This is a genomic window from Streptomyces sp. NPDC024632 (assembly GCF_055559175.1).
In genome coordinates, this window is sequence record NZ_JBVHLD010000018.1 from 84,124 (window position 1) to 108,188 (window position 24,065).

The window sequence follows — 24,065 nt, forward strand, 5'->3', positions numbered from 1 at the left end:
TCGGGGCATGTCGAATTCGGTCAGGGGGTCCGCAGGGCGGCGGCCAGGTCGCGCAGGTGGCTGTCGACGGGGCCGAGGCTCAGGAGTCCGCTGGCGGCGCCGGCCAGCTCACCTGCGGCGGGCAGCAGTTCGGCGTGGGCACGCCGTGCGGCTGGCGGGGAGTCGAGTGCGAGGGCGGCGCGGGCGGTGAGGGTCCACATGGCCTCGTAGAGGAGGTCGTGCGGGGGCGCGGGGGCACCCCGGAGGGCGGCGGCGGCCTCGGGGCGGCGGTCCTCGGCGAGCAGGAGGAGGGGGCGGACCCACGGGGCGTACGGGCCCCAGTCGGCGTCGGTCCGCGCGAGGACGAGCAGGTCGCGGCCGTGCCGGAGCCGCAGGCACAGAAGGGCGAGGGGGAGGAGCCCGCGCTCCAGCCCCGGCATCCCGGCCCCCGTCAGCTCGGCGGCGGCATCCCCGTACGCGGCCTCGGCCGCCTCGAAGGTCCCGGTCTCCGCGAGCCGCAGCGCCCCGTACCACCGGGTGAACACCCCGACGAGCGGCAGCTCATGACGCTCCGCCAGCCGGTCGGCGGCGGCGGCGTGCTCGTCCGCCGCCCCGAAGTCGCCCCGTGCGCAGGCCGCTTGGAGCCGGATGAGCCGGCCGAGCACCTCGGACGTGAACAGGCCGTGCCGCGCGGAGAGTTCGACCAGCTCCGCGCCGATCGCATCGCGTTCCGGCGCCAGACCCGCCCGCTGAAACGTCTGCATGAAGGTCGCGTTGAGCGCGAACGCCAGCAGCACCGGATCGTCCAGCCGCCGCGCCGCCTCCTGCGCCAACCGCGCCGCCTGCGCCCCGCGCCCGCCGCCGCCCCCGCCGCCGACGTCCGCGCCCCGCGTCTCCAGCGCGATCGTCGCCAACAGCCGTGCGCGCAGGGCCTCTTCGGCGGGGCCCGGCGGCAGGGCCGTCAGGGTGCGCTCGGCGGCGGCCACCACCTGGGCGGCTTGGGCGGGGTCGTCGAGGCGGGTCCAGACGGCGGGGACGTCGTAGGCGCCGATGACGCGGGCGCAGAGGTGGGGGTCGCCGAGTTCTTCGGCGGCGGAGACGGCGGCGAGGCGGTGGCGGCGGGCGGACCGGAGCCCGTCGCCACCGGTGACGGCGAGGCCGCGCAGGAGGGTGACGGTGGATTCCAGGCGGGCGCGGGCGCCGGTGGGGACGGTGCGGTCGTAGGCGGCGGTGGCCTCGGCCCAGACGCGTTCGGCGCCGCCCGCGCCGGGGTCGAGGCGGTCGTCGTCCTGCCGGAGGATGTCGGCTTCGAGGGCGCGCAGGCCGGGCCCGGGGTCGACGCCGAGCTGTTCGACCAGGAGGGCGCGGGCGCGGCGCAGTACGGCCAGGGCGTCGCCCTGGCGGCCCGAACGGTAGAGGGCGAGGGCCAGCAGGCGCCAGGCGTCCTCGCGCCAGGGGTGCTCCGCCGCGTGGGCGTCGAGGTCGGCGGCTGCCTCGGCGGCCAGGCCGAGGGAGAGGCGGGCCTCGGCCCGGCGTTCCACGGCGTGCAGCCGCAGTTCGGCCAGGCGCGAGCGTTCGGCGCGGGCCCACGGCTGGTCGGCGAACTCGGCGTACGCGGGCCCGCGCCACCACCCCAACGCCCGCTGGATCAGGGCGAGTACGTCCTTCGGCGGCAGCCCGGCGGCCTCGGTCACGGCCTGCTCGAAGCGCCACGCGTCCACCGTGTCGGGCGCGGCGCGCAGCGCGTACCCGGGGCCCTCGGTGACCAGCAGCCGGGCGGGCGCGCGCGGCGGCCGGTCGGGTTCGAGGGTGCGGCGCAGGGCTGCGACGAAGGTACGGAGGGTGCCGACGGGGTCGGCGGGCGGTGCGGGGGAGTGGCCCGGACCCGCGCCGTCGTTCCCCGGCCGCTCCGGCCACAGGTCCTCGACCAGCCGGGCGACCGGTACGACGCGGCGGCGGGCGATGACCAGCCGGGCCAGTACGGCCCGGTGCCGTGGCCCCCTCAGCGCGAGGGCCGCACCGCGTACCGCCTCGTCCGGGCCGTCCCCGCTCTCGGCCCAGGCCGCCACCGGCCCCAGCACGCCGAACGCCACCCGCACCGCGTACCGCCTCTCCGGGAGTTCCCCCAGGTCACGGTAGCGCGCTCATCGGCTGCTCATCCGCCGCCCACACGCTGGAAGCACGAGCCCGTTGACGCGCCAGGCCCGCGTACGACCCGGACCGCGTACGCGCACAGACCGCGTATACGCCCGGACCGCGTACGCGCACGGCCCGCGTACGGACCAGGACCGCTTACGGACCAGGCCCGCGTACGCGCCTGGCTCGCGTACGACCGACCGGCACCGCCGCGTACGGGGCACGGCCCGCGTACGTCCACCCACCGAAAGGGGCACCCCATGCCACCCGCCATCCCCGGCTTCGACCTCCGCCGCGTCCCCGCGGCCGACGGCGTCACCCTCACCGCCGCCGTCGGCGGCTCCGGGCCGCCCGTCGTCCTGCTGCACGGCTTCCCGCAGACCCACCTGATGTGGCGGCACGTGGCCGTCGACCTCGCCGCCGACCACACCGTGATCTGCCCCGACCTGCGGGGTTACGGCGCGAGCGACAAGCCGGCCGAGGCCGACGACACGGCCGGCCCCGCCGGGACGGCACCAGCCGTCTACGCCAAGCGCACCATGGCCGCCGACATCGTGGCCGTGGCCGCCGCCCTCGGACACGACCGCTTCGCGCTCGCGGGCCACGACCGCGGCGCCCTGGTCGCCTTCCGCGCCGCCCTCGACCACCCCGGAGCGGTCACGCACCTCGCCTGCCTCGACGTCCTGCCCACCCTCGACATGTGGGACGCCATGCACGGCACCACGGCCGCCGTCGGCTTCCACCTCTACCTGATGGCGCAGCCGCCCGGTCTGCCCGAGCGGATGATCGCCGCCGACCCCGACCTCTTCTTCGGCCACTTCCTGGACCTGTGGGTCCGGGCTCCCGAAGCCGTCCCGGCCGACGTGCGCGCCGTCTACCTGGCCGCCTGCCGGGCCGCGATCCCCTCGATCGTCGCGGACTACCGGGCCTCGGCGGGTATCGACGTCACCCACGACGCGGCCGACCGCGCCGCGGGCAACCGGCTGCGTATGCCCGTCGCCGTCCTCCAGCAGGACTGGGGCGCGGCGCTCGGGTTCGACGCCGCCGCGCTGTGGTCCGCGTGGGCCCCCGACCTCCGGCACACCACGGTCGACACCGGCCACTTCATGGCGGAGGAGTCCCCGGCGACGGTCGTCACGGCCCTCCGCGACCTCCTCGCCCGCTGATCCGGAGGCCCGCCCGCCGGAACACGACGCGGTCGGGGACGCGTGGCGGGCCGTGGCGGCCCAGCGGGACGTGGCGGCCCGGCGGGACCCGTGCCCGTCGGGAGTGCGGTGCCGCCGGTTTCCGGCTCCGGCGGCGGTCAGACGGTGAAGATCCGTTCGGCCTGGTCGCGGTGGGTGTGCAGGTCCCCGTACACGGGAGAGATCTGGTCAGCGGTCGCGGGTCGGCGACCCGCGGGCGTACCTCGTACGGGTCGTCATGCGGCAGCCGCTCAACCGGCTGCGCACGCTGGCGCGCCGCCGCGAGGAGTACGTCGGCGAGTGGCTGCCGGAGCCGCTGCTGACGGCCCCCGACGTCGCCGAGGACGTCGAAGTCGCCGACAGCGTCTCGATGGCGCTGCTCACCGTCCTCGAAACGCTCGGGCCGACCGAGCGGGCGGTCTTCGTGCCGCGCGAGGTCTTCGGGACGCCGTACGGGGAGATCGCCGAGGCGGTCGGGAAGTCCGTGGCCGCGGTACGCCGGATCGCCCGGCGCGCGCCCGCGACCACGTGGCGGCCCGGCGGCCACGGGTCGAGGTCAGCCGCTCGGCCCCCGCCTCCCGCGTCCCCGTGCACGGGGACGCCCGCGTCGCGGCCCTCCTCGCCGGCCCCGGCCGCCCGGTCTCCGCCGTCTGGCTCAATGGCGCCCCGGCCGCCCGCGTCGAAGTCGACGGCCTTGTCGCCGTCGCCACCTTCGTCGTCCGCGACGGCCGCGTCACCCACATCCACGCGGTGGCCAACCCCGAGAAACTCACCCGCCTCGGCCCCGTTCCGACCCGCCTCGCCCGCTGAGGCGGGTCGGACGGCGCCGGTGCGTCAGCCCGCCGGCTGGTAGTGCTGGAGGTAGAGGAAGATCGACTTCCAGCCGCTGCCGACGTTGAGGACGTGGAGCCGGCCGCCGGAGGGCCCGAGGTCGAGGGCGGTGATGCCCTCGACCTCGTCGTCGGGCTGGACGTCCTGGGTGAAGGCGCGGGTGACGGTGCCGGTGGCGGGGTCGACGGCGTAGACGGCCTTGTCGCCGTCGCCGTCCACGGAGGCGTAGAGGGAGCCGTCGAGCATGGTGGCGCCCTGGATGCGGCTGAGGGGGCGGGAGAGGCGGACGGTGGTGGCGACGGGGAGTTCGGCTCCGGCGGGGAGCGAGAGGAGGTCGCTGAGGCGGTAGCCGACGAGTTCGTCGGTGCCCTGGGCGCTGTCCTGGTTCCAGGGGGCGGTCCAGACGAGGCCGGTGGCCGGGTCGACGGCCACCCACGGGACGCCGCCGGGCAGCAGCGCGAGGGGCAGGCGTACGTAACGGCCCGTCCAGCTCAGGTCGTTGGCGGAGTACAGGGCGAGCAGCGGATTCCGGTAGCCGTTGCCGTCCTCGATCGGGGCGACGACGTAGCCCCCGTACACGTCGATGTCCCCGATGTGGTCGGAACCGTAGGCGCCGCTCAACGCACCAGGAATGGCAAGGGCGTTGGAGGCCGTCTCGTGGTTCCCCTCGACCGTCGCCTTGTCGAGGCTGTACGTGCCCGAGTAGTAGAAGTACGTGCCGTCGGTGGCGATGCCCTGCCCGCGCTCCAGGGCGGTGATGCCCGTCCAGGTGGAGTACGCGGGGAGGCGCTGCCAGGTCGTCGCGTACGCCGCCTGCGGCAGCAGCGCCAGGGTGGCCGCGACGGCCACCGTGCTTCCCGCTCGCCAGATCTTCATCAGCCCGAACCTCCATGTCGACCGCTGACAAGGCCAGTTGGCCATCGGCGGCATCCATTGGAGCAGCGGGGCGGCGGACGAGCCCACCGGTGGCGGGTGAACTCTGGCCGAAGGGCAGTCGAGGGCAAGGGCCTTGACGGGCAAGGGTGTTGGCGCCTCGACTGTCCGCCCGGTCACCCGCACCGCCCGCTGCCCACGCGCCGCACGGCCCGCACCGCGGCCGATCCGGTGCCGGTCCACGGCGGGGCGTACCGGCGGATGGTCGTACGGGCGAACGTCCCCGATCAGGCGCGGGCCACGGCCGTACTCACGCGCGCCGCGCCGCCCACACCGTGCGCTCGGTCCGCACGGTCAGGTCGTCGCGGCGCGCGATGCTGTCCGGGCCCACGGCGTCGAGGAGCCGGTCGAGCGCGGCGAGGTCTTCCGGCGCCAGGGTCTCGGCGATGCCGCCGCGCATACGGGTCAGGCTGGTGAGCGCGTACCGGCCGACGGCCTCGGCGTGCGGCGGGCCGATGTTCACGGTCACGACGCGCTCGCCCACGACGGTCAGGCCCGCGGCGCTCAGCATGGGCCCCCAGTCGGCGCCGCGGTGCGGCACGTGCTCGGCGTGGTGGTGGTCGAGCGCGGCGTGGCAGCGCTCTTCGAGCCCCGGGCGCTCCGCGGGCGCGTCCTCGGGCAGGAAACGCGGGAAGCCCGCCAACTCGACGACGGCGAAGAGCCCGCCGGGCGCGAGCGTGTCGCGGACCTGGCGCAGCGTGCGCTCCGGGTCCGCCATGTGGTGCAGGGAGGCCGACGCCCAGACCAGGTCGGGCGAGCCGAGGTCGGGCCACCGCGTGTCGAGGTCGGCCTGGACCGTACGGACGCGCCCGGCGACCCCGGCCGCCTCCGCGTTGCGGCGCAGGCGGTGCAGGTGGTCGGCCGAGGTGTCGACCGCGATGACCTCGGCCTCGGGGAAGCGCCGGAGCAGGGCGAGGGTCCCGGCTCCGGTGCCGCAGCCGAGGTCCACGATGTGACGGGGGGCGGCTTCGACGGGCAGCCACGCGGTGATCGAGGCGGTGTGCTCGGCGAGGACTTCCGCGTCGAGGTCGAGGATGTCCGCCTGGCTGTCGGCCTCGGCGTCGTGGTGCGAGGCGCTGGCCTTTGGGGTGCCGTGATCGTGGTCGTGCGGGGCGTGACCATGGGCGTCGTGGGCCGCGTGCGGGGCTGCGTGAGTCATGGCGCCCACCGTATGAGGGCCGTGGGCGGGCCGCCCGGTCGCTTTCGGGAACGGCAAGACGGTGGGCGTCCGGGCTGCCGACGGCGCAAGTCGCGCGCCCTGGCCCGCGCGAGTCGCGGGCTCCGACCTGCTCGGGCCCCGGCCTGCTCGATTCGCCGGCTCCGGCCTGCGCGGGCCTCGACGTACCCGATTCGCGGGCTTCGGCGTACCCGATTCGCCGAACGGGCTCAGACCCCGTCCCCCTCGCCGCCGCTCTTCTCGTCGCCGCGCTGGTGCCCGCGCCGCGCGTCACGGTCGAAGATGCCCAGCAGCTCGCAGGGCCCGCCCTCCGCGCCGATGGCGTGCGGCAGCATCGTCGGGAATTCGGCCGACTGGTTGGTCTCCACGCGGAAGCGCCGATTGCCCAGGAGCAGCACGGCCGTGCCCGACAGGACGACGAGCCATTCGCGCCCGGGGTGGGCGCGCAGCCGGGAGGGGCTGTCCGGCGGCGGATTTGTCAGGCGCTGCCGTACGACCGTCATACCCGGGTCGGCCTTCACGGCCCAGCGCATCGTCTGGTGCGCGGAGTCGATCATCGGACTGGAGATGACGTCCTCCGTGGCCGTCTCGACGAGCTGGTCGAGCGTGGTGTCCATGGCGCGCGCGAGGGTCACGAGCTGGTCCAGCGCGAGGCGGCGCTGACCGTTCTCGATCCGGCTGAGCGTGGAGGGGCTGAGCCGGGCGCGGCCGGCCAGTTCGTCCAGCGACCAGCCCTGCGCCACCCGCAGCGCGCGAATCCGCTTGCGCACCAGGCTGTCCAGATCTTCATCGTCTTGCGTCATAGGCAACATGTTATGCCTCGCGCGCAAATTCCGCTTAGCGTGGTCGTACCGGGCCCCGGACGGGGCTCCCGCTCAGCGCAAGGGCGCAATCCGACGCGTAGAGAGCCGACACGTATAGAGAGGTACGCCCATGCCCGCGACGCTTCCCGCGCACGTGAACGATCCGGCCGGTGCGACCGATCCCGCCGATGGGGCCGACGCCTTTGGGGCCGACGCCTTCGCCCCGACCCTCGACGCCGTGGTGATCGGCGGCGGCGCCGCCGGGCTCAACGGCGCCCTCATGCTCGCGCGCTCCCGCCGCTCCGTCGCCGTGGTCGACAGCGGGACCCCGCGCAACGCGCCCGCCGACGGCGTCCACGGCCTCCTCGGCCTCGAAGGCATCCCCCCGGCGGAGCTGCTGCGCCGGGGCCGGGAGGAGGTACGGCGGTACGGCGGCAAGGTGCTGGTCGGCGAGGTGACCGCCGCCGAGGCCGTCCCCGGCGCCGACCCGCGTTTCACGGTCACCCTCGCCGACGGCGCCACCCTCCGCGCCCGCCGCCTCCTGGTCGCCACCGGCCTGCGCGACGTACTCCCCGACATCCCCGGCCTCGCCCGGCACTGGGGGCACGACCTCGTGCACTGCCCGTACTGCCACGGCTGGGAGGTGCGCGACGAGCCCATTGGCGTACTCGCCGTCGGTCCCGCCTCCGTCCACCACGCCCTGCTCTTCCGGCAGTTGACCGACGACCTGGTCTACTTCACGCGCGGCACCGACCTGGACGACGAGACCCGTACGCGCTTCGCCGCCCGCGCGATCCGGGTCGAGGACACCCCGGTGGCGGCGGTCGAGTCGACCGGGTCCACGGAGGGCTCCGGGTCCACACGGGGCTCCGGGTCCGCCGAGAGCCTTGGGTCCACGGACGGCTCCGGGTCCGCCGCGGGCGGGCACATCGCGGGCGTACGGCTGACCGACGGCCGGTTCGTACCGCGCCGCGTCCTGGCCGTCGCGACCCGCATGCGGGCCCGTACCGACGGACTGGCCGGGCTCGGTCTGCCGATGGAGGATCTGCCGGGCGGGATGGGCCGCCGCTTCGCCGCCACCGGCCCCGCGGGCACCACGTCGGTGCCGGGCGTGTGGGTCGCGGGCAACGCCACCGACCTGACGGCCCAGGTCGGCGCCTCCGCCGCCGCGGGCGCCCTGGCCGGTGCGCACATCAACGCCGACCTGGCCGCCGCCGACACCGAGGCGGCTCTCGCCGCGGCGGACGCGCCCTAGGAGCGCTCTGACGCGGCGGGGTCCGGTGCCGCCCGTACGTGCGCGCGCTCGCCCTGCTTGCCGACGAGGCTGAGGAATTCCACGGGCCCCGAGCCGGTGGAGCCGAACCAGTGCGGCGTACGGGTGTCGAACTCGGCCGCCTCGCCCGGCTTCAGCACGAGGTCGTGCTCGCCGAGCACCAGCCGGAGCGTGCCGTTGAGCACGTAGATCCAGTCGTAGCCCTCATGGGTGCGCAGGACGGGCTCCACGAGGCCGCGCGGCGGGGCGGGCAGGACGAATTTGTACGCCTGGATGCCGCCGGGCCTGCGGGTCAGCGGCAGCACGGTCGAGCCGTCCTTGCAGGCGATCGGGCGCAGGTTGAGGCGCGGGTTGCCGGTGCGGGGCGCGTCGACCAACTCGTCGATGGTGACGCCGTACACCCTTGCCAGCGGCAGCAGTTGCTCCAGCGTGGGGCGGCGCAGGCCCGCTTCCAGCCGCGACAGCGTACTGACCGAGACGCCGGTCGCCGCCGCCAGATGCGTCAGCGTCAGGTCCCGGCCGAGCCGCAGATTCTTCAGGCGGGGGCCGACGGCGTCGAGGGTGCGGCCCACTTCGTCGTCGGTGCCGTCGGTGCCGTCGGTGCCGTCGGTGCCGTCCGCGCCAGCCGCGCCGTCCGTGCCGCCCGCGCCAGCCATGCCGTCCGTGTGATCCATGGAGCCCAGTTTGCCGATCGGCAAACAATTTTGCACATCGGGGCCGGTCGTGGCGACGATCGCTCCCGCGTTTCCCCTGTTGACCGTCCCTGGTGAAAGGTCCGTCCAGATGAGTACGGAGAGTCCGAACCGGCCCGCGCGGGTCAGTGCCGAAGCCGCAGTCGTGGGCGAGGGCGTTGACGTACCGGTCGACGTAACAGCCCCTGACGCGGCGGGTGTTGACGACCCGCGTCGGCGCCGCGCGATCCTGATCTCCGTCTGCGTCGCGCTGATGGCCGTCATCGCCTCGGTGTCCGGCCTCAACGTCGCGCAGCCGGACCTGGCCGTCGCGTTCGACGCCTCGCAGAGCACGATCCTGTGGATCATCAACATCTATACGTTGAGCCTGGCGGCGCTGCTGCTGCCGCTCGGCGCGGTCGGCGACCGATGGGGCCGAAAGCCCGTACTGCTCACGGGACTTGCCGTCTTCGGCGGCGCCAGCGTCGTCGCCGGTCTGGCGACATCGGCCGAGGTCATGATCGCGGCGCGGGTGCTGAGCGGTGTGGGCGCGGCGATGATCATGCCGGTGACGCTCGCCGTCATCACCTCCACCTTCCCGGCCGAGGAGCGCGGGCGGGCGATCGGGGTGTGGACCGGCGTCGCGGGCGGCGGCGGCATCCTGGGCATGTTCCTGTCGGCCGCGCTGGTCGACGTGGCGAGCTGGCGCTATCTCTTCGTCCTGCCCGTGGCGCTCGTGCTCGTGGCCGCCGTGATGACGGTGCGGTCCGTGCCCGACTCGCGCGACGCGGCGACGCACTCCTTCGACACGGTCGGGGCGCTGACCTCGGTGGTCGCGGTGGTCGGGCTGATCTTCGTACTCCAGGAAGGGCCCGAGCGGGGCTGGGCCGCGCCCGTGACCCTGCTCAGCCTGCTGGTCGGCGTCCTGGCCGCCGCCGGCTTCGTGGTCTGGGAGCTGCGGCGGCACGGCCCGCTGCTGGACGTACGCCTCTTCCGCGAGCGCGGCCTGGCCGGCGGTTCCGTCGCGCTGCTGGCCGTCTTCGGCGTCCAGGCCGGGATCTTCGTCGTCCTCTTCCCGTTCCTCCAGGCCGTGTTGGGCTGGTCGGGCCTGGTGTCCACGCTGGCCCTCATGCCCATGGCCGTCCTGATGATGGCCACCTCGGGCCTCGCGCCGCGTCTCGCCGAACGGGTCGGCAGCCGTCGCACCATGGCCCTCGGCATCCTCCTCGGCGGCGCGGGCCTGGCCCTGATGGCCACCCTCGTCTCCGTGGACGGCGGCTACCTCTCCGTCCTGCCCGGCATGCTCGCCATGGGCATCGGCATGGGCCTCACCATGACCCCCGCCACCGAGGCCATCACCAGCTCGCTGCCCAGCGAACGCCAAGGGGTCGCCTCCGCGCTCAACGACGTCACCCGCGAATTCGGCACCGCCCTCGGTGTCGCCCTCCTCGGCGCCCTCCTCTCCTCCGGCTACCGCGGCGCCATCGGCCCCCGCCTCGACGGCGTGCCCCCGGCCACCGCCGCCACCGCCCGCGAAGGCATCGCCAACGCCGTCGAAGCCGCCCACGCCACCGGCGGCCCCACCGCCCCCGCCCTCGTCCGCGCCGCCCAGCAGTCCTTCGTCGACGGCTGGCAACAAGCCATGTGGGCCGGCGTAGCCGTCATGACCCTCCTCCTCGCCTACCTCCTCCTCCCGAGCCGGACTCGTCGCTCAGACCGGTGAGGCGGGCGCGTCGGCGGCGGTCGGGTCCGGAGGTCTCCACGACCGTTTCACCCCGCCCGCCCGCTGACCCCTACGATCCGCCCGACGACGACCGCGGCCCGGTCCGCGTGCTCCTCCGCCCACCTGCCGACGTGCTCCCTGACCGCTTCCCTCACGCAGGCGCGCACCTCGGCGTTGCCCAACGTGCCGTGGACCGGGTCCTCGAAACAGGGATGGTCCACCTTCACCGACACGACCGCGGTCAGTCCTTGGCCGATCCGGTCGCCGCCGAGATCGGGATCGGCCGCCGACAGCAGCCTCCGCTCCCGGGCGAAGGCGTTGACCGCGAGCGCGAGTCCGTCGCGGAAGCCCGCCAGGTGCGCGCCGCCGTTCCGGGTGGGCGCGCTGTTGGCGAAGCTCCGGATGCGCTCGTCGGGGGAGGAGCACCACCGCAGGGCCACCTCGGCCGTCCCCTCCATCCGCGGGTCCTCCCGGGCGAAGGCGATGACGTCGGGGTGCAGGGGTGTCCGGGCCGGGGCGTCGGGGTCGTCGTGACCGTGGGGGCTGTCGAGGAAGACGACGAAGTCCTGTACCCCGTACGGGAATCGGAACCGTACCGACTGCTGCTCGCCCGGTGACCGCGCGTCGGTCAGCGAGATCTCCAGGTCCCTGTTCAGGAACGCCAGCTCCCTGAAGCTGTCCGCGAGCGCGGCGAACGAGCACTCCGTGGTCGGGAAGATCTCCGGGTCGGGCCGGAAGCTGAGGGTGGTCCCGGTGCCGGCCGCCGGTCCCACGACGGTCGGCGGCGCGATCGCGCCGCCGCGCTCGTACTCCTGCACCCACCGGACCCCGTCGCGCCGTACCTCGGCCGTCAGGCTGCTCGACAGGACATTGGCGACGAAGGGCCCGAAGCCCGCCCGCTCCAGGACCGCGCAGTGCCGACCGGGGGGTTTCGGCCTGCCGGCCGTGCGGGTCAGCAGCGTTTCGAGGCCGTCGCCGTCCTCCGCGACCTCCACCGGGACCCCCGGCCCGTCGTCGGCGACGCTGACCTCGCCGCCGGGTCCCAGGACGACGTCCACGGTCCCGGCCCGCCCGGCCAGCACTTCGTCCACCGCCCGGCCCATGACCTGGAACACCATCTGATGCAACCCGCGTCGGCCGGTCGTCCCGACATACATGCCAGGCCGCCGCCGAATGGTCTCCCTCGCGTCCAGCACCGTGATGTCGCTGGCCTCGTACCGCCAGCGGACCTCCTCCGCGCCGGCCTTCTCCCTGCCGTCCTTCTCCCTGCCGTCCTCCGCGCCGCCCCGACTCACGAGATCCCCCTCCGACCGCGTCCACCCGAGCCCCCCAGCTTAGGCGAATCCGCGTAAAACACCAGGTCAGACGCCATGCGACGAACCCGTGCCCGCCCCGCTGCCCGCCCCCCGGCCCCCTCCCGGCCCGCGACTCCCCACCCTCGCCGGAAGCGCGGCCAAACCCCGTCTGAGCCCCCTCAACCCCCCTCTCCGTCGCCCCCGAAGGCGCCCATTTTTCCCAGCGCGCATCCGGCCGCCGCTCTCTCCGGTCGGCCGTCAGCGACCGCCCCGCGAGTCACCGGCAACCCGGTCGCGGTAGCCCTCGGGGAGCTCGCCGACCGACCTGATGTCCGCAGGAAGCGGCAGAAGGAGAAGGTCCCAGCTCAAAGTGGCCTCCAGGGTCCGGGTGTCGCCGAAAACGCTATCTCCCGGCCCTGACAGCACCGGCCCCGGACGTACCGGCCGCAGGGGGGCATCGGGGGGCAGGGGGAGCAGTCGGTGAAGCTGGGAGGGTCACTGTTGCAAGCGGTGTGCTTGCAAAAGTTAGCGGGGTGGGGGAAGGTGGAGGCATGGCTTCGCTGAAGGTGGGCAACGTCGGGGAGTACCTGCGGGAGCAGCGGCGGGGGGCGCGGCTCAGCCTGCGGCAGTTGGCGGAGGCGGCCGGTGTGTCGAATCCGTATCTGAGCCAGATCGAGCGCGGGCTGCGGAAGCCTAGTGCGGAGATCCTGCAGCAGTTGGCGAAGGCGTTGCGGATCTCGGCGGAGACGCTCTACGTGCAGGCGGGGATGCTCGACGCGCGGGAGCGGGACGAGCTGGAGGTGCCGGCGGTGATCATGTCGGACCCGTCGATCGACGAGCGGCAGAAGCAGGTGCTCATCCAGATCTACGAGTCCTTCAGGAAAGAGAACGCCGCCGCGGAATCGGCCGCCAAGGCCGAGGAAGCCGCACGACAGGCCGAAGAAGAACAGAAGAACGCCGAAGAAGAGCGGAAGAACGTGGAGGCGGATTCGTCTCCGACACTCGTACGGGAGGAATCCGAGAAATGACCATCACCGACGACATCGTCAAGAGCCTGCGCAACCCGACCCCGCTGTACGCGGTCGCGGGTACGGCGGACCTCGCCGCGGCGAAGCTCCGCGAGGTGCCCGCGCTGCTGGAGAAGCTGAAGGACCAGGCGCCCGAGCGGATCGAGAAGATCCGCGGCACCGACCCCAAGGACGTGCAGCAGCGGGTCACCGCGCAGGCCAAGGACGCGTCGACCAAGGCGCAGACGCGGCTGAACGAGACGATCAGCGGCATCGACTTGGACCTGAAGAAGATCGGCGGGTCCGTGCAGGACCTGGCGCTCCAGGGCGTGGGCCGGGCCGCCGAGTACGCCGTCAAGGCGCGCGAGACGTACGACGAGCTGGCCGAGCGCGGCAAGGGCGCGGTCGCTCAGTGGCGCGGCGGCGCGGCCGACGAAATCATGGAGATCCCGCCGGCCGTGAAGCTCGCGGACATCCCGGCCGACGAGCCGCTGACCGAGTCGATCGGCGACCGGCTGGCCGCGAAGCCCGCCGACACGTCCGGCGACAAGCCGGCCGCCCGCAAGACCACGCCCCGCAAGCCGAGTGGCGCGAAGAAGGCGACCGACAAGTCCGCGGAGTGAGGTGAGGGCCGGGCACGCTTTGCGAGCCCGGCCCGTTGTTCGTACAGGAGCCGGTACGGTTGGGCGGGCGACAAGCGGACGGTCGGCACGGTGCCGGCCGACAGCGACAAGGGCGGTGGACGGCGTGCTGATCACGGGGTTCTTCGGGGTGCTCGGCCTGGTGTCGTGGGCGCTCTTCCTCTTCGCGGCCTTCGCCTTCGTGGACGCGGCGATCCGCCGTGAGGACGCGTACCGGGCGGCGGACAAGAACACCAAGGCGTTCTGGCTGATCATCCTCGGCATCGCGGCCGTGGTGATGAAGCTCTTCTCGGTGCTGTCGTTCCTGCCGGTCATCGGCCTGGTCGCCGTGATCGTGTACATGGTGGACGTACGCCCCGCCGTACGGCAGATCACCGGACCGCGCCGTGGCGGCGGCCTGCGGCGGCGCCGCGGCGGTGGCAGCAGCAGCGACGGCCCGTACGGCCCGTACAACGGCTGACGCGTACCCACAGGGCCGTACCCACCGCGCGGGCGGCCCCCCAGCAGACCGGCCTCAGATCCGCTTCGGCCGCTCCAGCAGCACGACCGCCACGTCGTCCGTCAGCTCCCCGCCGTTCAGCTCCCGCGCCTCCGTGAGCGTCGCGTCGAGCAGTTCCTCGCCGCGCAGGCCCTCGGCCAGCAGCCGGGCGGTCATCCGTACCATCCCGTCCTGCCCGAGCCGCTGCGTGCCCTGGCCGATCCGGCCCTCGATCAGGCCGTCGGTGTAGAGCATCAGGCTCCACTCGCCGCGCAGCCGTACCGGTATCCGCTGCCAGCGGGCGTCCGGGAGCAGGCCGAGCGCCGGGCCGCCCTCCGTGTACGGCAGCAGTTCCGGCACGCTGCCGGGAGCGCCGGGGGTCGAGAGCAGCGGCGCCGGGTGTCCGGCCAGATGCAGATCGGCGCTGCGCGCGTCCGGCGCGATGTCGACGGTGCAGAGCGTCGCGAAGATCTCGTCGTCCGACCGCTCGTGTTCGAGCACCTGCTGGAGCGTACGCAACAGCGCGTCGCCGCCGAGCCCGGCGAAGGTCAACGCACGCCAGGCGATGCGGAGTTGGACCCCGAGGGCGGCGGCGTCCGGGCCGTGGCCGCAGACGTCGCCGATCATCGCGTGGACGGTGCCGTCGGGGGCGCGGACGGTGTCGTAGAAGTCGCCGCCGAGCAGGGCGCGGCTGCGCCCCGGGCGGTAACGCGCCGCGAAACGCAGGCTCGCGCCGTCCAGCAGCGGGGTCGGCAGCAGGCCGCGCTCCAGCCGGGAGTTCTCCTGCGCGAGCAGCTTCGTCTCGGTGAGCTGCCGGTGCGCGAGGTCGGCGCGCTTGCGCTCGACGGCGTAGCGGACGGCGCGCGTGACGGTCCCGGCGTCGACCTCGTGCCGCGCGAGGTGGTCCTGGGCGCCGACCCGTACGGCCTCCGCGGCCCGCCCGTCGTCCGCGCCGTCGGTCAGGACGAGTACGGCGGTGCCGGGCGCGAGCCGCAGCACCTGCCGCAGGCCGTCCAGCACGTCGGGCAGGTCGAGGAGGATGCAGTGCACGTCGTCGGTGAGCAGACGGCCGGCCGCGGTGAGATTACGTGCCCGCAGGATACGGATTCGCGGCCCGCCGCCCTCCTGGAACCACGGCGCGGTGAAGGCGTCCGTCGCGTCCTCGCCGATCACCAGCAGCGTGAAGATCGCGGGACCGCTGCCCGGATCCTGCCGCTGCCGGGGCAGCGAGAGGGCGCCGGACTCCGTGTACGGCGCGGTGGACGCCGGTACGGGGACGGACGGCGGTACGGCGGTGGACGCCGGTACGGGGACGGACGGCGGTACGGGGACGGACCCCGGCACGGCGACCGATGTCGGTACGGACGGCGGTACGGAAAGGGGCGAGGACCCGGCCGTGGAAGCCGTCCCCGAACCGGGTACGGCAGCGGGGCCCTCGGCCCCGCGCGTCTCGTCGGTGGCTGAGGGCCGATCGGTGCCGCGTTGGGCTGCGGACATCAAGCGACTCCTTCCCTCCCCCGAGGATCTCCGGAGACCCTAGTGGCTGGAGGCAAGGTGACGGGAGGGCAGAGAGTGAACCGTCAGCGTCATATGCGGCGGTCAGCAGGGGATTTCGCGGTGGATGTGTTGATCCGCACATGACCAAGGTCACGCGTGGCGGCCACAACCCCGCCCCCGCCGCGACCCGCATCCGGACCGCCGCCCGCATCCGGACCGCCGCCCGTCGCGCGTACCCGCCGCCCGTACGCGTACCCGCCCACGTATCCCTCCGCGCCCCACGTCTCCCTCCGTCCAGACGTACGCGAACCGTCATCAACCCGGTCGTACGACCCCCAGGATCGGCATCGAACCGGCCCCCGCCACCACCACGTCCCGCCCCGGGCGCGGCGCGTGGACGATCGCGCCGCCGCCGACGTAGATGCCGACGTGGCTGGCGTCGGAGAAGTAGATGACGAGGTCGCCGGGGCGCATCCGGTCCACGGGCACATGGGGGAGGCGCGCCCACTGCTCCTGCGAGGTGCGCGGGATGGGACGGCCCGCCGCCGCCCACGCCTGTGAGGTGAGCCCGGAGCAGTCGTACGAGGACGGGCCCGCCGCGCCCCACACGTACGGCTTCCCGATCTGCCGGGTCGCGAAGGCCACGGCGCGGCGGCCCGCGGCGGAGGACGCCGTGGACGCGGCGGTGACCAGGCGTTTCGCGTCACCGGTCGCCAGCCAGTCGCTCTGCGCGCGGTACGCCGCCTCGTCCTCGAGCCGCGCGAGCCGGACGCGCTCCTGTTCCTTGAGCGTGGCCAGCAGCGCGGTGGCCTCGGCGAGCCTGGCCCGTACGCGCTGCCGCGCCCCCGCCGCCGTCCGCTGCGCGTCGACCAGTTGCTGCCACCGCTCGGTGGCGGCGTGCGCGTAGCCGTCCAGCTTCCCGCGCGTGTCGGCCAGCGCGTCGATCGTGGCGCTCGCCGCGCGGGCGCCGCGGGCGGCGAGTCCCGCGTCCGACAGGAAGGTGTCGGGGTCCCCCGACATCGCCAGCCGCAGCGTGTCCGGCACCCCGCCGGCCCGGTACTGCGCGCGGGCCAGCGCCCCCGCCTGCGCGGTGAGCGTGCGCAGGCGTGTCTGCGTACGGTCGATGGCCACCGCCAGCGCCACCAGGTCGTGCTGCTGGGCCCGTACGCGTTCCCCGGCCGCGTTGTACGCGTCCGTCGCCGCCTCCGCCTGCCGGTACAGCGCGTCCACCTCGGTTCTGACCTGCGCCAAGGTGCGCGGGGGTGCGGCCTGCGCCGGGGCCGTGGCGGTGGCGGTGGTCAGCGCGACCGTGGCGGTGAGCGCCGTGAGCGCCGCCGCGCAGGCGCCGCTTCGGATTCCGCGGGTCATCCGAGCCTCCCTCACGTCACGGGCGCGGTGGCTGTTCGCGCGGCTCCTCGCGCCGCTGAACGCTGGGCTTATCTGACGGGCCGTCACATCTTGGCGGATGGTGGCACGGCGAGCCGTAAAGGGGAAGGGCGAGAGGGCGTTACGCGTGCGGGGCGAGGGCGGGCCAGGCGACCGTGACCTCGCCCTGGCGCCACCGGGCGGGGCCGTCCACGACTGGCCAGCCGTCCGCGCGCAGCGAGGTGACGGCGCGGATCCAGCGCTGGCGCGCGCCCAGGGCGGACAGGGGAGCGGCCGAGGCCCAGGCCCGGTCGAAGGCGGTGAGGAACGCGTGCACGGGTTCGCCGGGCACATTCCGGTGGATCAGCGCCTTCGGGAGGCGTTCGGCCAGGTCGGAGGGGCGGTCGAGGGAGCCGAGGCGGGTGGCGAAGGTGACGCTTCGGGGGCCTTCGGGGCCGAGCGCCACCCAGACGTGGCGGCGGCCGATCTCGTCGCAGGTGCCTTCCACGAGGAGGCCGCCGGGGGCGAGCCGGCCGCGCAGCCGGGTCCATACGGCGGCGACCTCGCTTTCGTCGTACTGGCGCAGGACGTTCGCCGCCCTGATCAGGACGGGGCGGCTTCCGTGGGGGAGGGGGACCTCGAAGCCGCCGTGTATGAAGCTCAGGTTGTCGCGCTCGTACGGTTTCGCTGCCGCGACGCGGGCCGGGTCGATCTCGACGCCGACGACCTGGACGTCCTCTCTTACCGCCTGGAGGCGGCTCAGGAGTTCCACCGCTGTCCAGGGGGCGGCGCCGTATCCGAGGTCGACGACGACGGGGTGGTCGGCTCGCCGCAGTTCCGCTTCCAGCGCGGTGGCGATCCACCGGTCCATCCGGCGCAGCCGGTTGGGCCCGGTGGTTCCTCTGGTCACCACCCCCACCATGCCGCGCATTCCTCGACTCTAGTCTTTGCCCGCCCGCCCACCCGTGCGGGTGTTTTCTTCGTCTGCGGGTGCCGCTTGTGCCTGGTCGGTGCCGGTCCGGGGCACCTCCTCGAAATGCGGCTACCTGGTCCCGCGTATCCGGTGCCCTTCTTGTCACCGCATTTCTGCGGGGGCACCCCGGCCCGTCCCCTCCTCGCTCGTCGGCGTCCGCCTGCCGGTGGGGGTTGCCGGGGGGGGGTCTTTCGGCGAGCCGCCCTGCGTCACCGCCCGGCCCCCCTGGGGTGCCCTCCAGCCAGTCCGCCGACCCCGCCCGCATGCCCTGACCCACCGCCCCCCACGGGTGGGCCACCGCCGCCAGGCTTACCTGCGCCCGCCCTCCTCCCGGCCCCCCACGAGCGGGCGACCGCCGAGGTGCCCACCCACCCCCTCCTCCCGCCCCGGGTGGACGGTCGGTCGCGCGGGGCCTGGGCCCCCACCCACCCCCTCCCCCTCCTCAGCCACAGCGGACAGGCGGGCGCCGGCGGACCGGAGGGGTCGGTGCGGGGTGCCCCCGCAGGGGGACGAACGGGCAGGGGCAGAAGCAGGCGCAGGTGGCCGCAGGTTCGTCGCCCGAGGAGGTGCCCCGGGCCGGGACCGACCAGGCACGGGCGGCACCCGCAGACGAAGAAAGCACCCGCACGGGTGGGCGGGCGGGAAAAAAAGACAAAAAGACCAAGACACCACCCACCCCCCAAGGTCACGCTTCGGCAACAAGGAAATGGAACCGCCAGTTCCGGCGTTCCCCATGGTTGAACGCGGGGGTACGGCCTTCGGAAGGAACGCATGGTGACCCAGCAGACGTCGTCCCGGCTCGCCGCGCTGCGCGGTGCGCAGAAGCACAAGCACGCGCTGGGGATGAGGGGTCGCCGCACCGGAGGCCGCCGCGTACGCCGAGTCGCGATGCTGAGCGTGCACACGTCACCGCTGCACCAGCCGGGCACCGGCGACGCGGGCGGCATGAACGTCTACATCGTGGAGCTGGCCAAGCGCCTCGCCGACCTGAACGTGGAGGTCGAGATCTTCACGCGGGCCACCACGGGAGCGCTGCCCCCGGCGGTCGAGCTGGCCCCCGGTGTGCTGGTGCGGCACGTGGACGCGGGCCCGTACGAGGGCCTGGCCAAGGAAGAGCTGCCCGCGCAGCTCTGCGCGTTCACGCACGGGGTGATGCAGGCGTGGGCGGGCCACCGCCCGGGTTACTACGACCTGGTGCACTCGCACTACTGGCTCTCGGGCCACGTCGGCTGGCTGGCGGCGCAGCGCTGGGGCGTGCCGCTGGTGCACGCCATGCACACCATGGCCAAGGTCAAGAACGCGGCGCTGGCCGAGGACGACTGTCCCGAGCCCGCCGCGCGGGTGATCGGCGAGACGCAGGTCGTGGCGGCGGCCGACCGCCTGATCGCCAACACCGCCGAGGAAGCAGACGAGTTGGTGCGGTACTACGAGGCGACCGCCTCGAAGGTCGCGGTCGTGCACCCCGGCGTGAATCTGGACCGCTTCCGCCCGGAGCCGGGCCGCGGGGCGGCCCGTCGGCGCCTCGGGCTGCCGCAGGACGCGGTGATCCCGCTCTTCGCGGGCCGGATACAGCCCCTGAAGGCCCCCGACGTGCTGATCCGCGCCGTCGCGGTGCTGCTGGACGAGGACCCGACGCTGCGCGACCGCCTCCTCGTGCCGATCGTCGGCGGCCCCAGCGGCAGCGGCCTGGCCAAGCCGGAGGCGCTGCACAAGCTGGCCGCGCGGCTCGGCGTGTCCGACGTCGTACGGTTCCAGCCGCCGGTGGACCAGGAGCGGCTCGCGGACTGGTACCGGGCGGCGACCGTCCTGGTCATGCCGTCGTACAACGAGTCCTTCGGGCTGGTCGCGATAGAGGCGCAGGCGTGCGGTACGCCGGTGGTCGCGGCGGCGGTCGGCGGGCTGCCGGTCGCGGTGGCGGACGACCGCACCGGCTTCCTCGTACCGGGGCACGACCCCCGGGACTACGCGCGGGTGCTGCGCCGTTTCATCGACAACCCGGCGCTCGGCGACTCGCTGGGCGCGGCGGCGGCCCGGCACGCGCGGGAGTTCGGCTGGGGGAAGGCCGCGGCCGACACCACCGAGGTGTACGCGGCTGCGCAGGCCGAACACCGCCGTCACCTACGATCGGCGCATGGCTGAGGAGACCCCGGTGGACGTCAACGGTGACACCGACGACGGAGCCCATGACGGAGCCCATGACGGTGCCCATGGCGGCGCGACCCCCGACGCCCCGCGCGGCGACCTCCGGGCGCGAGCCGTCCGCGCGCTCGAACAGGCCCTGCGCGAAGCCGACTTGCCGTGGGAGTCGCCGCGCCCGGACACGTATGTCACCCAACTGCCGGGCACCCGCAAGCTCTCCACCACCTGCTCCTTCCTGGTCGGCGCCCACACCCTGTCGCTGAACGCCTTCGTCGTCCGCCACCCCGACGAGAACCAGGAAGCCTTCTACCGCTGGCTGCTGGAGCGCAACCTCCGCCTGTACGGGGTGAGTTACGCCATCGACCGGCTCGGTGACGTCTACCTCAACGGCCGCCTCCCGCTGGCCGCCGTCACGCCGGAAGAGGTCGACCGGCTGCTCGGCGCGGTCGTGGAGAACGCGGACGGCTCCTTCAACACGCTGCTGGAGCTGGGGTTCGCCACCTCCATCCGCAAGGAGTACGCGTGGCGGGTGTCGCGCGGCGAGTCCACCAGGAACCTGGACGCGTTCACTCACCTGACCGAAGGTCAGTCCTAAGAATCACCGCACGACCCCTTCCCCTTGGTCCGTACCACATGACACCCTCACATCAGTCGTAGATCTGAACCACGTTCAGATACGTGATAGCGGCCTACGTGTGAAGGGTGGAAGCATGGCGATGAGCCGCAGGAAGCTGCTGACCGCGAGCGTCCAGGTCACCTCGGCGGCGGCAGCCGCGACGGCGCTCGGCGGCACGCCGTTCGGCGGTACGGCGTTCGGCGGTACGGCGAAGGCCGCCGACGCGGCCGTCGACCCGTCCGGGCAGGGGGGCCGCCAACCCGTCGCCCTCTGGCGGGAGTTCACCGCGACCCCGTACACCCACCCGCAGATCCCGTACGTCGCCCGCGCCGGTTACGACGGCGGCTCCCGCCGCTTCCGCCGCCACCCCGTCCGCGCGAACGTCCTGCGCTACGGCGCCAAGGCGGACGGCTCGGCCGACGCGGCCCCCGCCATCAACCGCGCCCTGCGCGAGGTCGGCCGGGCGGGCGGCGGCACCGTCCACCTCCCGCCGGGCACGTACCGCATCGACGACGTCATCCGGCTCGGCTGGAGCAACACCACCCTGCGCGGCGCGGGCAGCGGACGCACCGTGCTGTACGCGACCAGGTCGCTGACCGACCTCATCGGCCCGTACGGCAGCCGGTACGGCGGCGACAAGTCGTCGTGGTCCTGGGCGGGCGGCCTGGTCTGGATGTGCCCGGCCGACCGCTACGCCTCCCTGACCGACGCGATCCGCGCCAAGGACTGGCCGTTCGAGGGCTGGACCGGCAACAAGCGTGACCAGTGGCGGACGCTCGCGACCGTCACCGAGGAGGCCGCTCAGGGCAGTTGGAGCGTCACCGTCGACAGCGCCCGCCAACTGCGACCCGGCGCACGCGTGTTGCTGCAATACGCCGACGACCCCGCGCACGGCCTGCTCGACCACATGGCGGGCGACGTCGACGGCGCGGCCACGTACGACTGGTCCGACAAGAGCAAGCTGCTCTCGTACGTCCCCTACGAATGGCCGGCCCTGATCACCGAAGTCCGGGGACGGCGCGTCACCTTCGACCGGCCGCTGCCGCTGGACACCCGGCTGCTGTGGCGGCCGAGGATCACCACGATGGTCGAGCCGCTGGTCAACTCCGGTGTGGAGGGCCTGACCATCCAAATGACGCCCACACCGCAGTCGCCGCATCTGCTCGACAAGGGGTACAACGGGCTGGTCGCGCAGTGCACTTGGGACTGCTGGGTGGACGACGTGCACGCCGTCGACGTCGACAACGGCTTCCTGATGGTCGCGGCGAAGGCCACCACCTTCCGCCGTACCCGCGTCTCGGGGCGCGGCAGCCACCACCCGTACGCCTGCCGTGAGGGCTCGCACGACAACCTCGTCGAGGACTTCGCGATCGACCGGCGCACCGTGCCCGCCCCGTCCGGCACGCAGCTCCACGGCATCAACGCCGAGGGCCTGTCGTCGTACAACGTCTGGTCGCGCGGCCGGATGGAGATGGGCACCTTCGACACCCACCGCGGCCTGCCGTTCGCCTGCGTCCGTACCGACATCACCGTCTCCAACGACGGTCAGCACGGCGGCGACGCCTCCGCCGGACCGCTGTACGGCGCCCGCTTCACCCACTGGAACGTCACCGTCACCAACGGCCGCGCGGGCTGCGTCAAGATCGACGACATCGCGCCCTACAGCGCGACCGTCGGCATCTCCACGGTGACCCCCTTCGGCCAGATCGACGTCCCCGACTTCACGGGCCCGCTGCACTCGCGCCTGGAGTCCTACGGCACTCCGGGGATCGACCCGCCGAACCTCTACGAGGCGCAGCGCGCTCTGCGGCTCCGCCGCTGACCGGGGCTTCCGGTCGAGCGCCTTCGTGGCCCTGTCGGCGTCCCGGCTGGTGTCCCGGTCGGCGAACGGCCCGCGGCGCTCAGCCGCCGACCTGTTCCGGGGCGTCGCGGGGAGCCGGGGCCTGGGCCTCGACTCCGGCCGCCACAGGGGCGGTGGGGAGGACCGGGGCGGCCGGACGGCCGCGCAGCAGCAGGTAGTAACCGGCGCCCGCGAGCGTGCCGAGGACGGCGCAGCCCAGCCAGACGGTGGTGCGGCCGAGCTGGTCGAGGGTGACGCCGCCGACCAGGGGACCGGCGAAGGCCGCGGCGGACCAGGACAGGGTGTACATGCCCTGGTAGCGGCCACGGGCGGTGGCCGGGGCGAGGTCGGCGACCACCGACATCGAGGCGGGGGCGTGCACGATCTCGCCGAGGGTCCATACGACGACGGTCAGCGAGTAGAGGGCGACCGAGCCCGCGAGGACGGTCAGGCCGAAGCCCCAGGCCATCAGCAGCGAACCGACGCCCAGCAGCGCCGCGTTGCCGTACCGCCGCACCAGCCGGGTGACGGGGATCTGGAGCAGCACGATCACCAGGCCGTTGATGGCGATGACGACACCGAACTGGCGGGCGGACAGGCCGTGCGCGCCCATGTCGACGGCGAGCGTGGAGTTGGCCTGGTTCATCACCGAGCCGAGCAGGAAGGTCAGGCCGACCAGGGCCATGAAGCGCTGGTCGCGCAGGACGTCGGAGAGCCGGATGTCGGTGGAGTCCGCAGCGCGCCGCGAAGTCGCCTTACGGGGACGGGATTTCGCCGTCGTCCCGCTCGCCGTCGTCCCGCTCGCCGTCGTCCCACTCCCAGCCTTCCCCCTCCCAGCCTTCCCGTTCACCGTCCTCCCGTCCACGTACGTCACCTTCGCCGTCACCGGCAGCGTCTCCTGCGCCTTGACGTACACGACCACCGCGCACAGCACGGTCGTCAGCGCGTCGCCGACGAACAGCCACACGTATCCCTCGGAGGCGATGAAGCCCGCGGCGGCGGCCGAGACGCCGAAGCCGATGTTGATCGCCCAGTAGTTGAGGGAGAAGGCGCGCACCCGGTCCTTCGGGGGTACGAGGTCGGCGATCATCGCGGAGAGCGCGGGCCGGGAGGCGCTGCTGGTCAGGCCGACGAGGGTGGCGACGGCGGCGATGGCCAGCGGGTTGGTCACGAAGCCGAGCACCGCGGTGGTGGCGGCGGCGCCGAGCTGGGTGGCGAGCAGTGTGGGGCGGCGGCCGATCCGGTCGGCGAGGACCCCGCCGAGCACCGCGCCCCCGGCGCCGCCGAGCCCGAACAGGGCCGCGACCAGGCCCGCGTACGAGGCGGAGTAGCCGCGCTGCACGGTGAGATAGAGGGCGAGGAACGTCACGACGAAGCCGCCGAGGCGGTTCACCAGGGTGCTGGTCCACAGCCACCAGAACTGGCGGGGAAGACCGCTCACCGTCTCCCGTACCGCCCGACTGAACGCCGTCACCGCGACCCCTTTGTGTAATGACCTCTACCG

General features: G+C 73.8%; 19 protein-coding genes and 1 pseudogene. 10 read left to right on the forward strand and 10 right to left on the reverse strand.

Annotated features, from left to right (window positions below; translation table 11 throughout):
• Nucleotides 1–20: 20 nt before the first annotated feature.
• Nucleotides 21–2,078: an AfsR/SARP family transcriptional regulator gene (locus ACZ37P_RS30600; RefSeq protein ID WP_467349573.1), complete on the reverse strand. Its 2,058-nt coding sequence runs from the start codon at nucleotides 2,076–2,078 to the stop codon at nucleotides 21–23.
• 297 nt (nucleotides 2,079–2,375) lie between these two features.
• Here ACZ37P_RS30600 and ACZ37P_RS30605 point away from each other — a divergent pair, with 297 nt between their 5' ends.
• Nucleotides 2,376–3,281, forward strand: coding sequence for an alpha/beta fold hydrolase (locus ACZ37P_RS30605; RefSeq protein ID WP_402713506.1), 906 nt, complete (start codon nucleotides 2,376–2,378; stop codon nucleotides 3,279–3,281).
• Nucleotides 3,282–3,495: 214 nt separating this feature from the next.
• Nucleotides 3,496–4,109: pseudogene (locus tag ACZ37P_RS30610) on the forward strand (sigma-70 family RNA polymerase sigma factor); the annotation flags it as partial.
• A gap of 24 nt (nucleotides 4,110–4,133) precedes the next feature.
• On the opposite strand, the gene ACZ37P_RS30615 reads toward ACZ37P_RS30610, so the two are convergent.
• The 3 genes from ACZ37P_RS30615 to ACZ37P_RS30625 form a co-directional block, all read right to left on the reverse strand.
• Complete coding sequence (locus ACZ37P_RS30615) at nucleotides 4,134–5,006, reverse strand: hypothetical protein (protein ID WP_467349575.1); 873 nt, start codon at nucleotides 5,004–5,006, stop codon at nucleotides 4,134–4,136.
• 307 nt (nucleotides 5,007–5,313) lie between these two features.
• Entirely contained in the window at nucleotides 5,314–6,222 is a 909-nt protein-coding gene (locus ACZ37P_RS30620) for a class I SAM-dependent methyltransferase (RefSeq protein WP_467349577.1), read from the reverse strand.
• 227 nt (nucleotides 6,223–6,449) lie between these two features.
• Complete coding sequence (locus tag ACZ37P_RS30625) at nucleotides 6,450–7,052, reverse strand: helix-turn-helix domain-containing protein (protein WP_401313763.1); 603 nt, start codon at nucleotides 7,050–7,052, stop codon at nucleotides 6,450–6,452.
• A gap of 271 nt (nucleotides 7,053–7,323) precedes the next feature.
• On the opposite strand from ACZ37P_RS30625, the gene ACZ37P_RS30630 reads away from it, so the two are divergent.
• Nucleotides 7,324–8,298, forward strand: coding sequence for an NAD(P)/FAD-dependent oxidoreductase (locus ACZ37P_RS30630; RefSeq protein WP_467349659.1), 975 nt, complete (start codon nucleotides 7,324–7,326; stop codon nucleotides 8,296–8,298).
• Here ACZ37P_RS30630 and ACZ37P_RS30635 read toward each other — a convergent pair.
• Nucleotides 8,295–8,990: a helix-turn-helix domain-containing protein gene (locus ACZ37P_RS30635; RefSeq protein ID WP_467349579.1), complete on the reverse strand. Its 696-nt coding sequence runs from the start codon at nucleotides 8,988–8,990 to the stop codon at nucleotides 8,295–8,297. The two genes, ACZ37P_RS30630 and ACZ37P_RS30635, sit on opposite strands and share 4 nt — an antisense overlap.
• A 109-nt stretch (nucleotides 8,991–9,099) precedes the next feature.
• On the opposite strand from ACZ37P_RS30635, the gene ACZ37P_RS30640 reads away from it, so the two are divergent.
• The gene (locus ACZ37P_RS30640) at nucleotides 9,100–10,710 is read left to right on the forward strand and encodes an MFS transporter (protein WP_467349581.1); all 1,611 of its coding nucleotides are present in this window, start codon (nucleotides 9,100–9,102) and stop codon (nucleotides 10,708–10,710) included.
• Nucleotides 10,711–10,757: 47 nt separating this feature from the next.
• Here the strand turns inward: ACZ37P_RS30640 and ACZ37P_RS30645 are convergent, their stop codons facing one another.
• Nucleotides 10,758–12,005, reverse strand: coding sequence for a DNA topoisomerase subunit B (locus ACZ37P_RS30645; RefSeq protein ID WP_467349582.1), 1,248 nt, complete (start codon nucleotides 12,003–12,005; stop codon nucleotides 10,758–10,760).
• A gap of 551 nt (nucleotides 12,006–12,556) precedes the next feature.
• Here ACZ37P_RS30645 and ACZ37P_RS30650 point away from each other — a divergent pair.
• The 3 genes from ACZ37P_RS30650 (at nucleotide 12,557) to ACZ37P_RS30660 (ending at nucleotide 14,113) form a co-directional block, all read left to right on the forward strand.
• On the forward strand, nucleotides 12,557–13,033 hold the full coding sequence (locus ACZ37P_RS30650; RefSeq protein WP_355342047.1) for a helix-turn-helix domain-containing protein: 477 nt from the start codon (nucleotides 12,557–12,559) through the stop codon (nucleotides 13,031–13,033).
• On the forward strand, nucleotides 13,030–13,635 hold the full coding sequence (locus tag ACZ37P_RS30655) for a hypothetical protein (protein ID WP_355342050.1): 606 nt from the start codon (nucleotides 13,030–13,032) through the stop codon (nucleotides 13,633–13,635). The genes ACZ37P_RS30650 and ACZ37P_RS30655 overlap by 4 nt, the downstream gene beginning before the upstream one ends.
• Before the next feature lie 124 nt (nucleotides 13,636–13,759).
• A complete protein-coding gene (locus ACZ37P_RS30660; RefSeq protein ID WP_355342053.1) occupies nucleotides 13,760–14,113 on the forward strand; it encodes a DUF2516 family protein in 354 nt (117 codons plus the stop codon).
• A 54-nt stretch (nucleotides 14,114–14,167) separates the two neighbouring features.
• Here ACZ37P_RS30660 and ACZ37P_RS30665 read toward each other — a convergent pair whose 3' ends face one another.
• The 3 genes from ACZ37P_RS30665 to ACZ37P_RS30675 all read right to left on the reverse strand — a co-directional run bounded on the left by ACZ37P_RS30665 (nucleotide 14,168) and on the right by ACZ37P_RS30675 (nucleotide 17,924).
• Nucleotides 14,168–15,628: a PP2C family protein-serine/threonine phosphatase gene (locus ACZ37P_RS30665; protein ID WP_467349585.1), complete on the reverse strand. Its 1,461-nt coding sequence runs from the start codon at nucleotides 15,626–15,628 to the stop codon at nucleotides 14,168–14,170.
• A 315-nt stretch (nucleotides 15,629–15,943) separates the two neighbouring features.
• Nucleotides 15,944–16,996, reverse strand: coding sequence for a C40 family peptidase (locus tag ACZ37P_RS30670; RefSeq protein ID WP_467349587.1), 1,053 nt, complete (start codon nucleotides 16,994–16,996; stop codon nucleotides 15,944–15,946).
• A 139-nt stretch (nucleotides 16,997–17,135) separates the two neighbouring features.
• On the reverse strand, nucleotides 17,136–17,924 hold the full coding sequence (locus tag ACZ37P_RS30675) for a methyltransferase domain-containing protein (protein WP_467349589.1): 789 nt from the start codon (nucleotides 17,922–17,924) through the stop codon (nucleotides 17,136–17,138).
• 885 nt (nucleotides 17,925–18,809) lie between these two features.
• Here ACZ37P_RS30675 and mshA point away from each other — a divergent pair.
• From mshA to ACZ37P_RS30690, 3 genes are all read left to right on the forward strand, one after another.
• Nucleotides 18,810–20,105, forward strand: coding sequence for a D-inositol-3-phosphate glycosyltransferase (mshA, locus tag ACZ37P_RS30680; protein WP_467349661.1), 1,296 nt, complete (start codon nucleotides 18,810–18,812; stop codon nucleotides 20,103–20,105).
• A complete protein-coding gene (locus ACZ37P_RS30685; RefSeq protein ID WP_467349590.1) occupies nucleotides 20,098–20,700 on the forward strand; it encodes a type III secretion system chaperone family protein in 603 nt (200 codons plus the stop codon). Before mshA ends, ACZ37P_RS30685 begins: the two co-directional genes overlap by 8 nt.
• A 121-nt stretch (nucleotides 20,701–20,821) precedes the next feature.
• The gene (locus ACZ37P_RS30690; RefSeq protein WP_467349591.1) at nucleotides 20,822–22,543 is read left to right on the forward strand and encodes a glycosyl hydrolase family 28-related protein; all 1,722 of its coding nucleotides are present in this window, start codon (nucleotides 20,822–20,824) and stop codon (nucleotides 22,541–22,543) included.
• Nucleotides 22,544–22,622: 79 nt separating this feature from the next.
• Here ACZ37P_RS30690 and ACZ37P_RS30695 read toward each other — a convergent pair whose 3' ends face one another.
• Complete coding sequence (locus tag ACZ37P_RS30695) at nucleotides 22,623–24,035, reverse strand: MDR family MFS transporter (protein ID WP_467349592.1); 1,413 nt, start codon at nucleotides 24,033–24,035, stop codon at nucleotides 22,623–22,625.
• Nucleotides 24,036–24,065 lie beyond the last annotated feature (30 nt).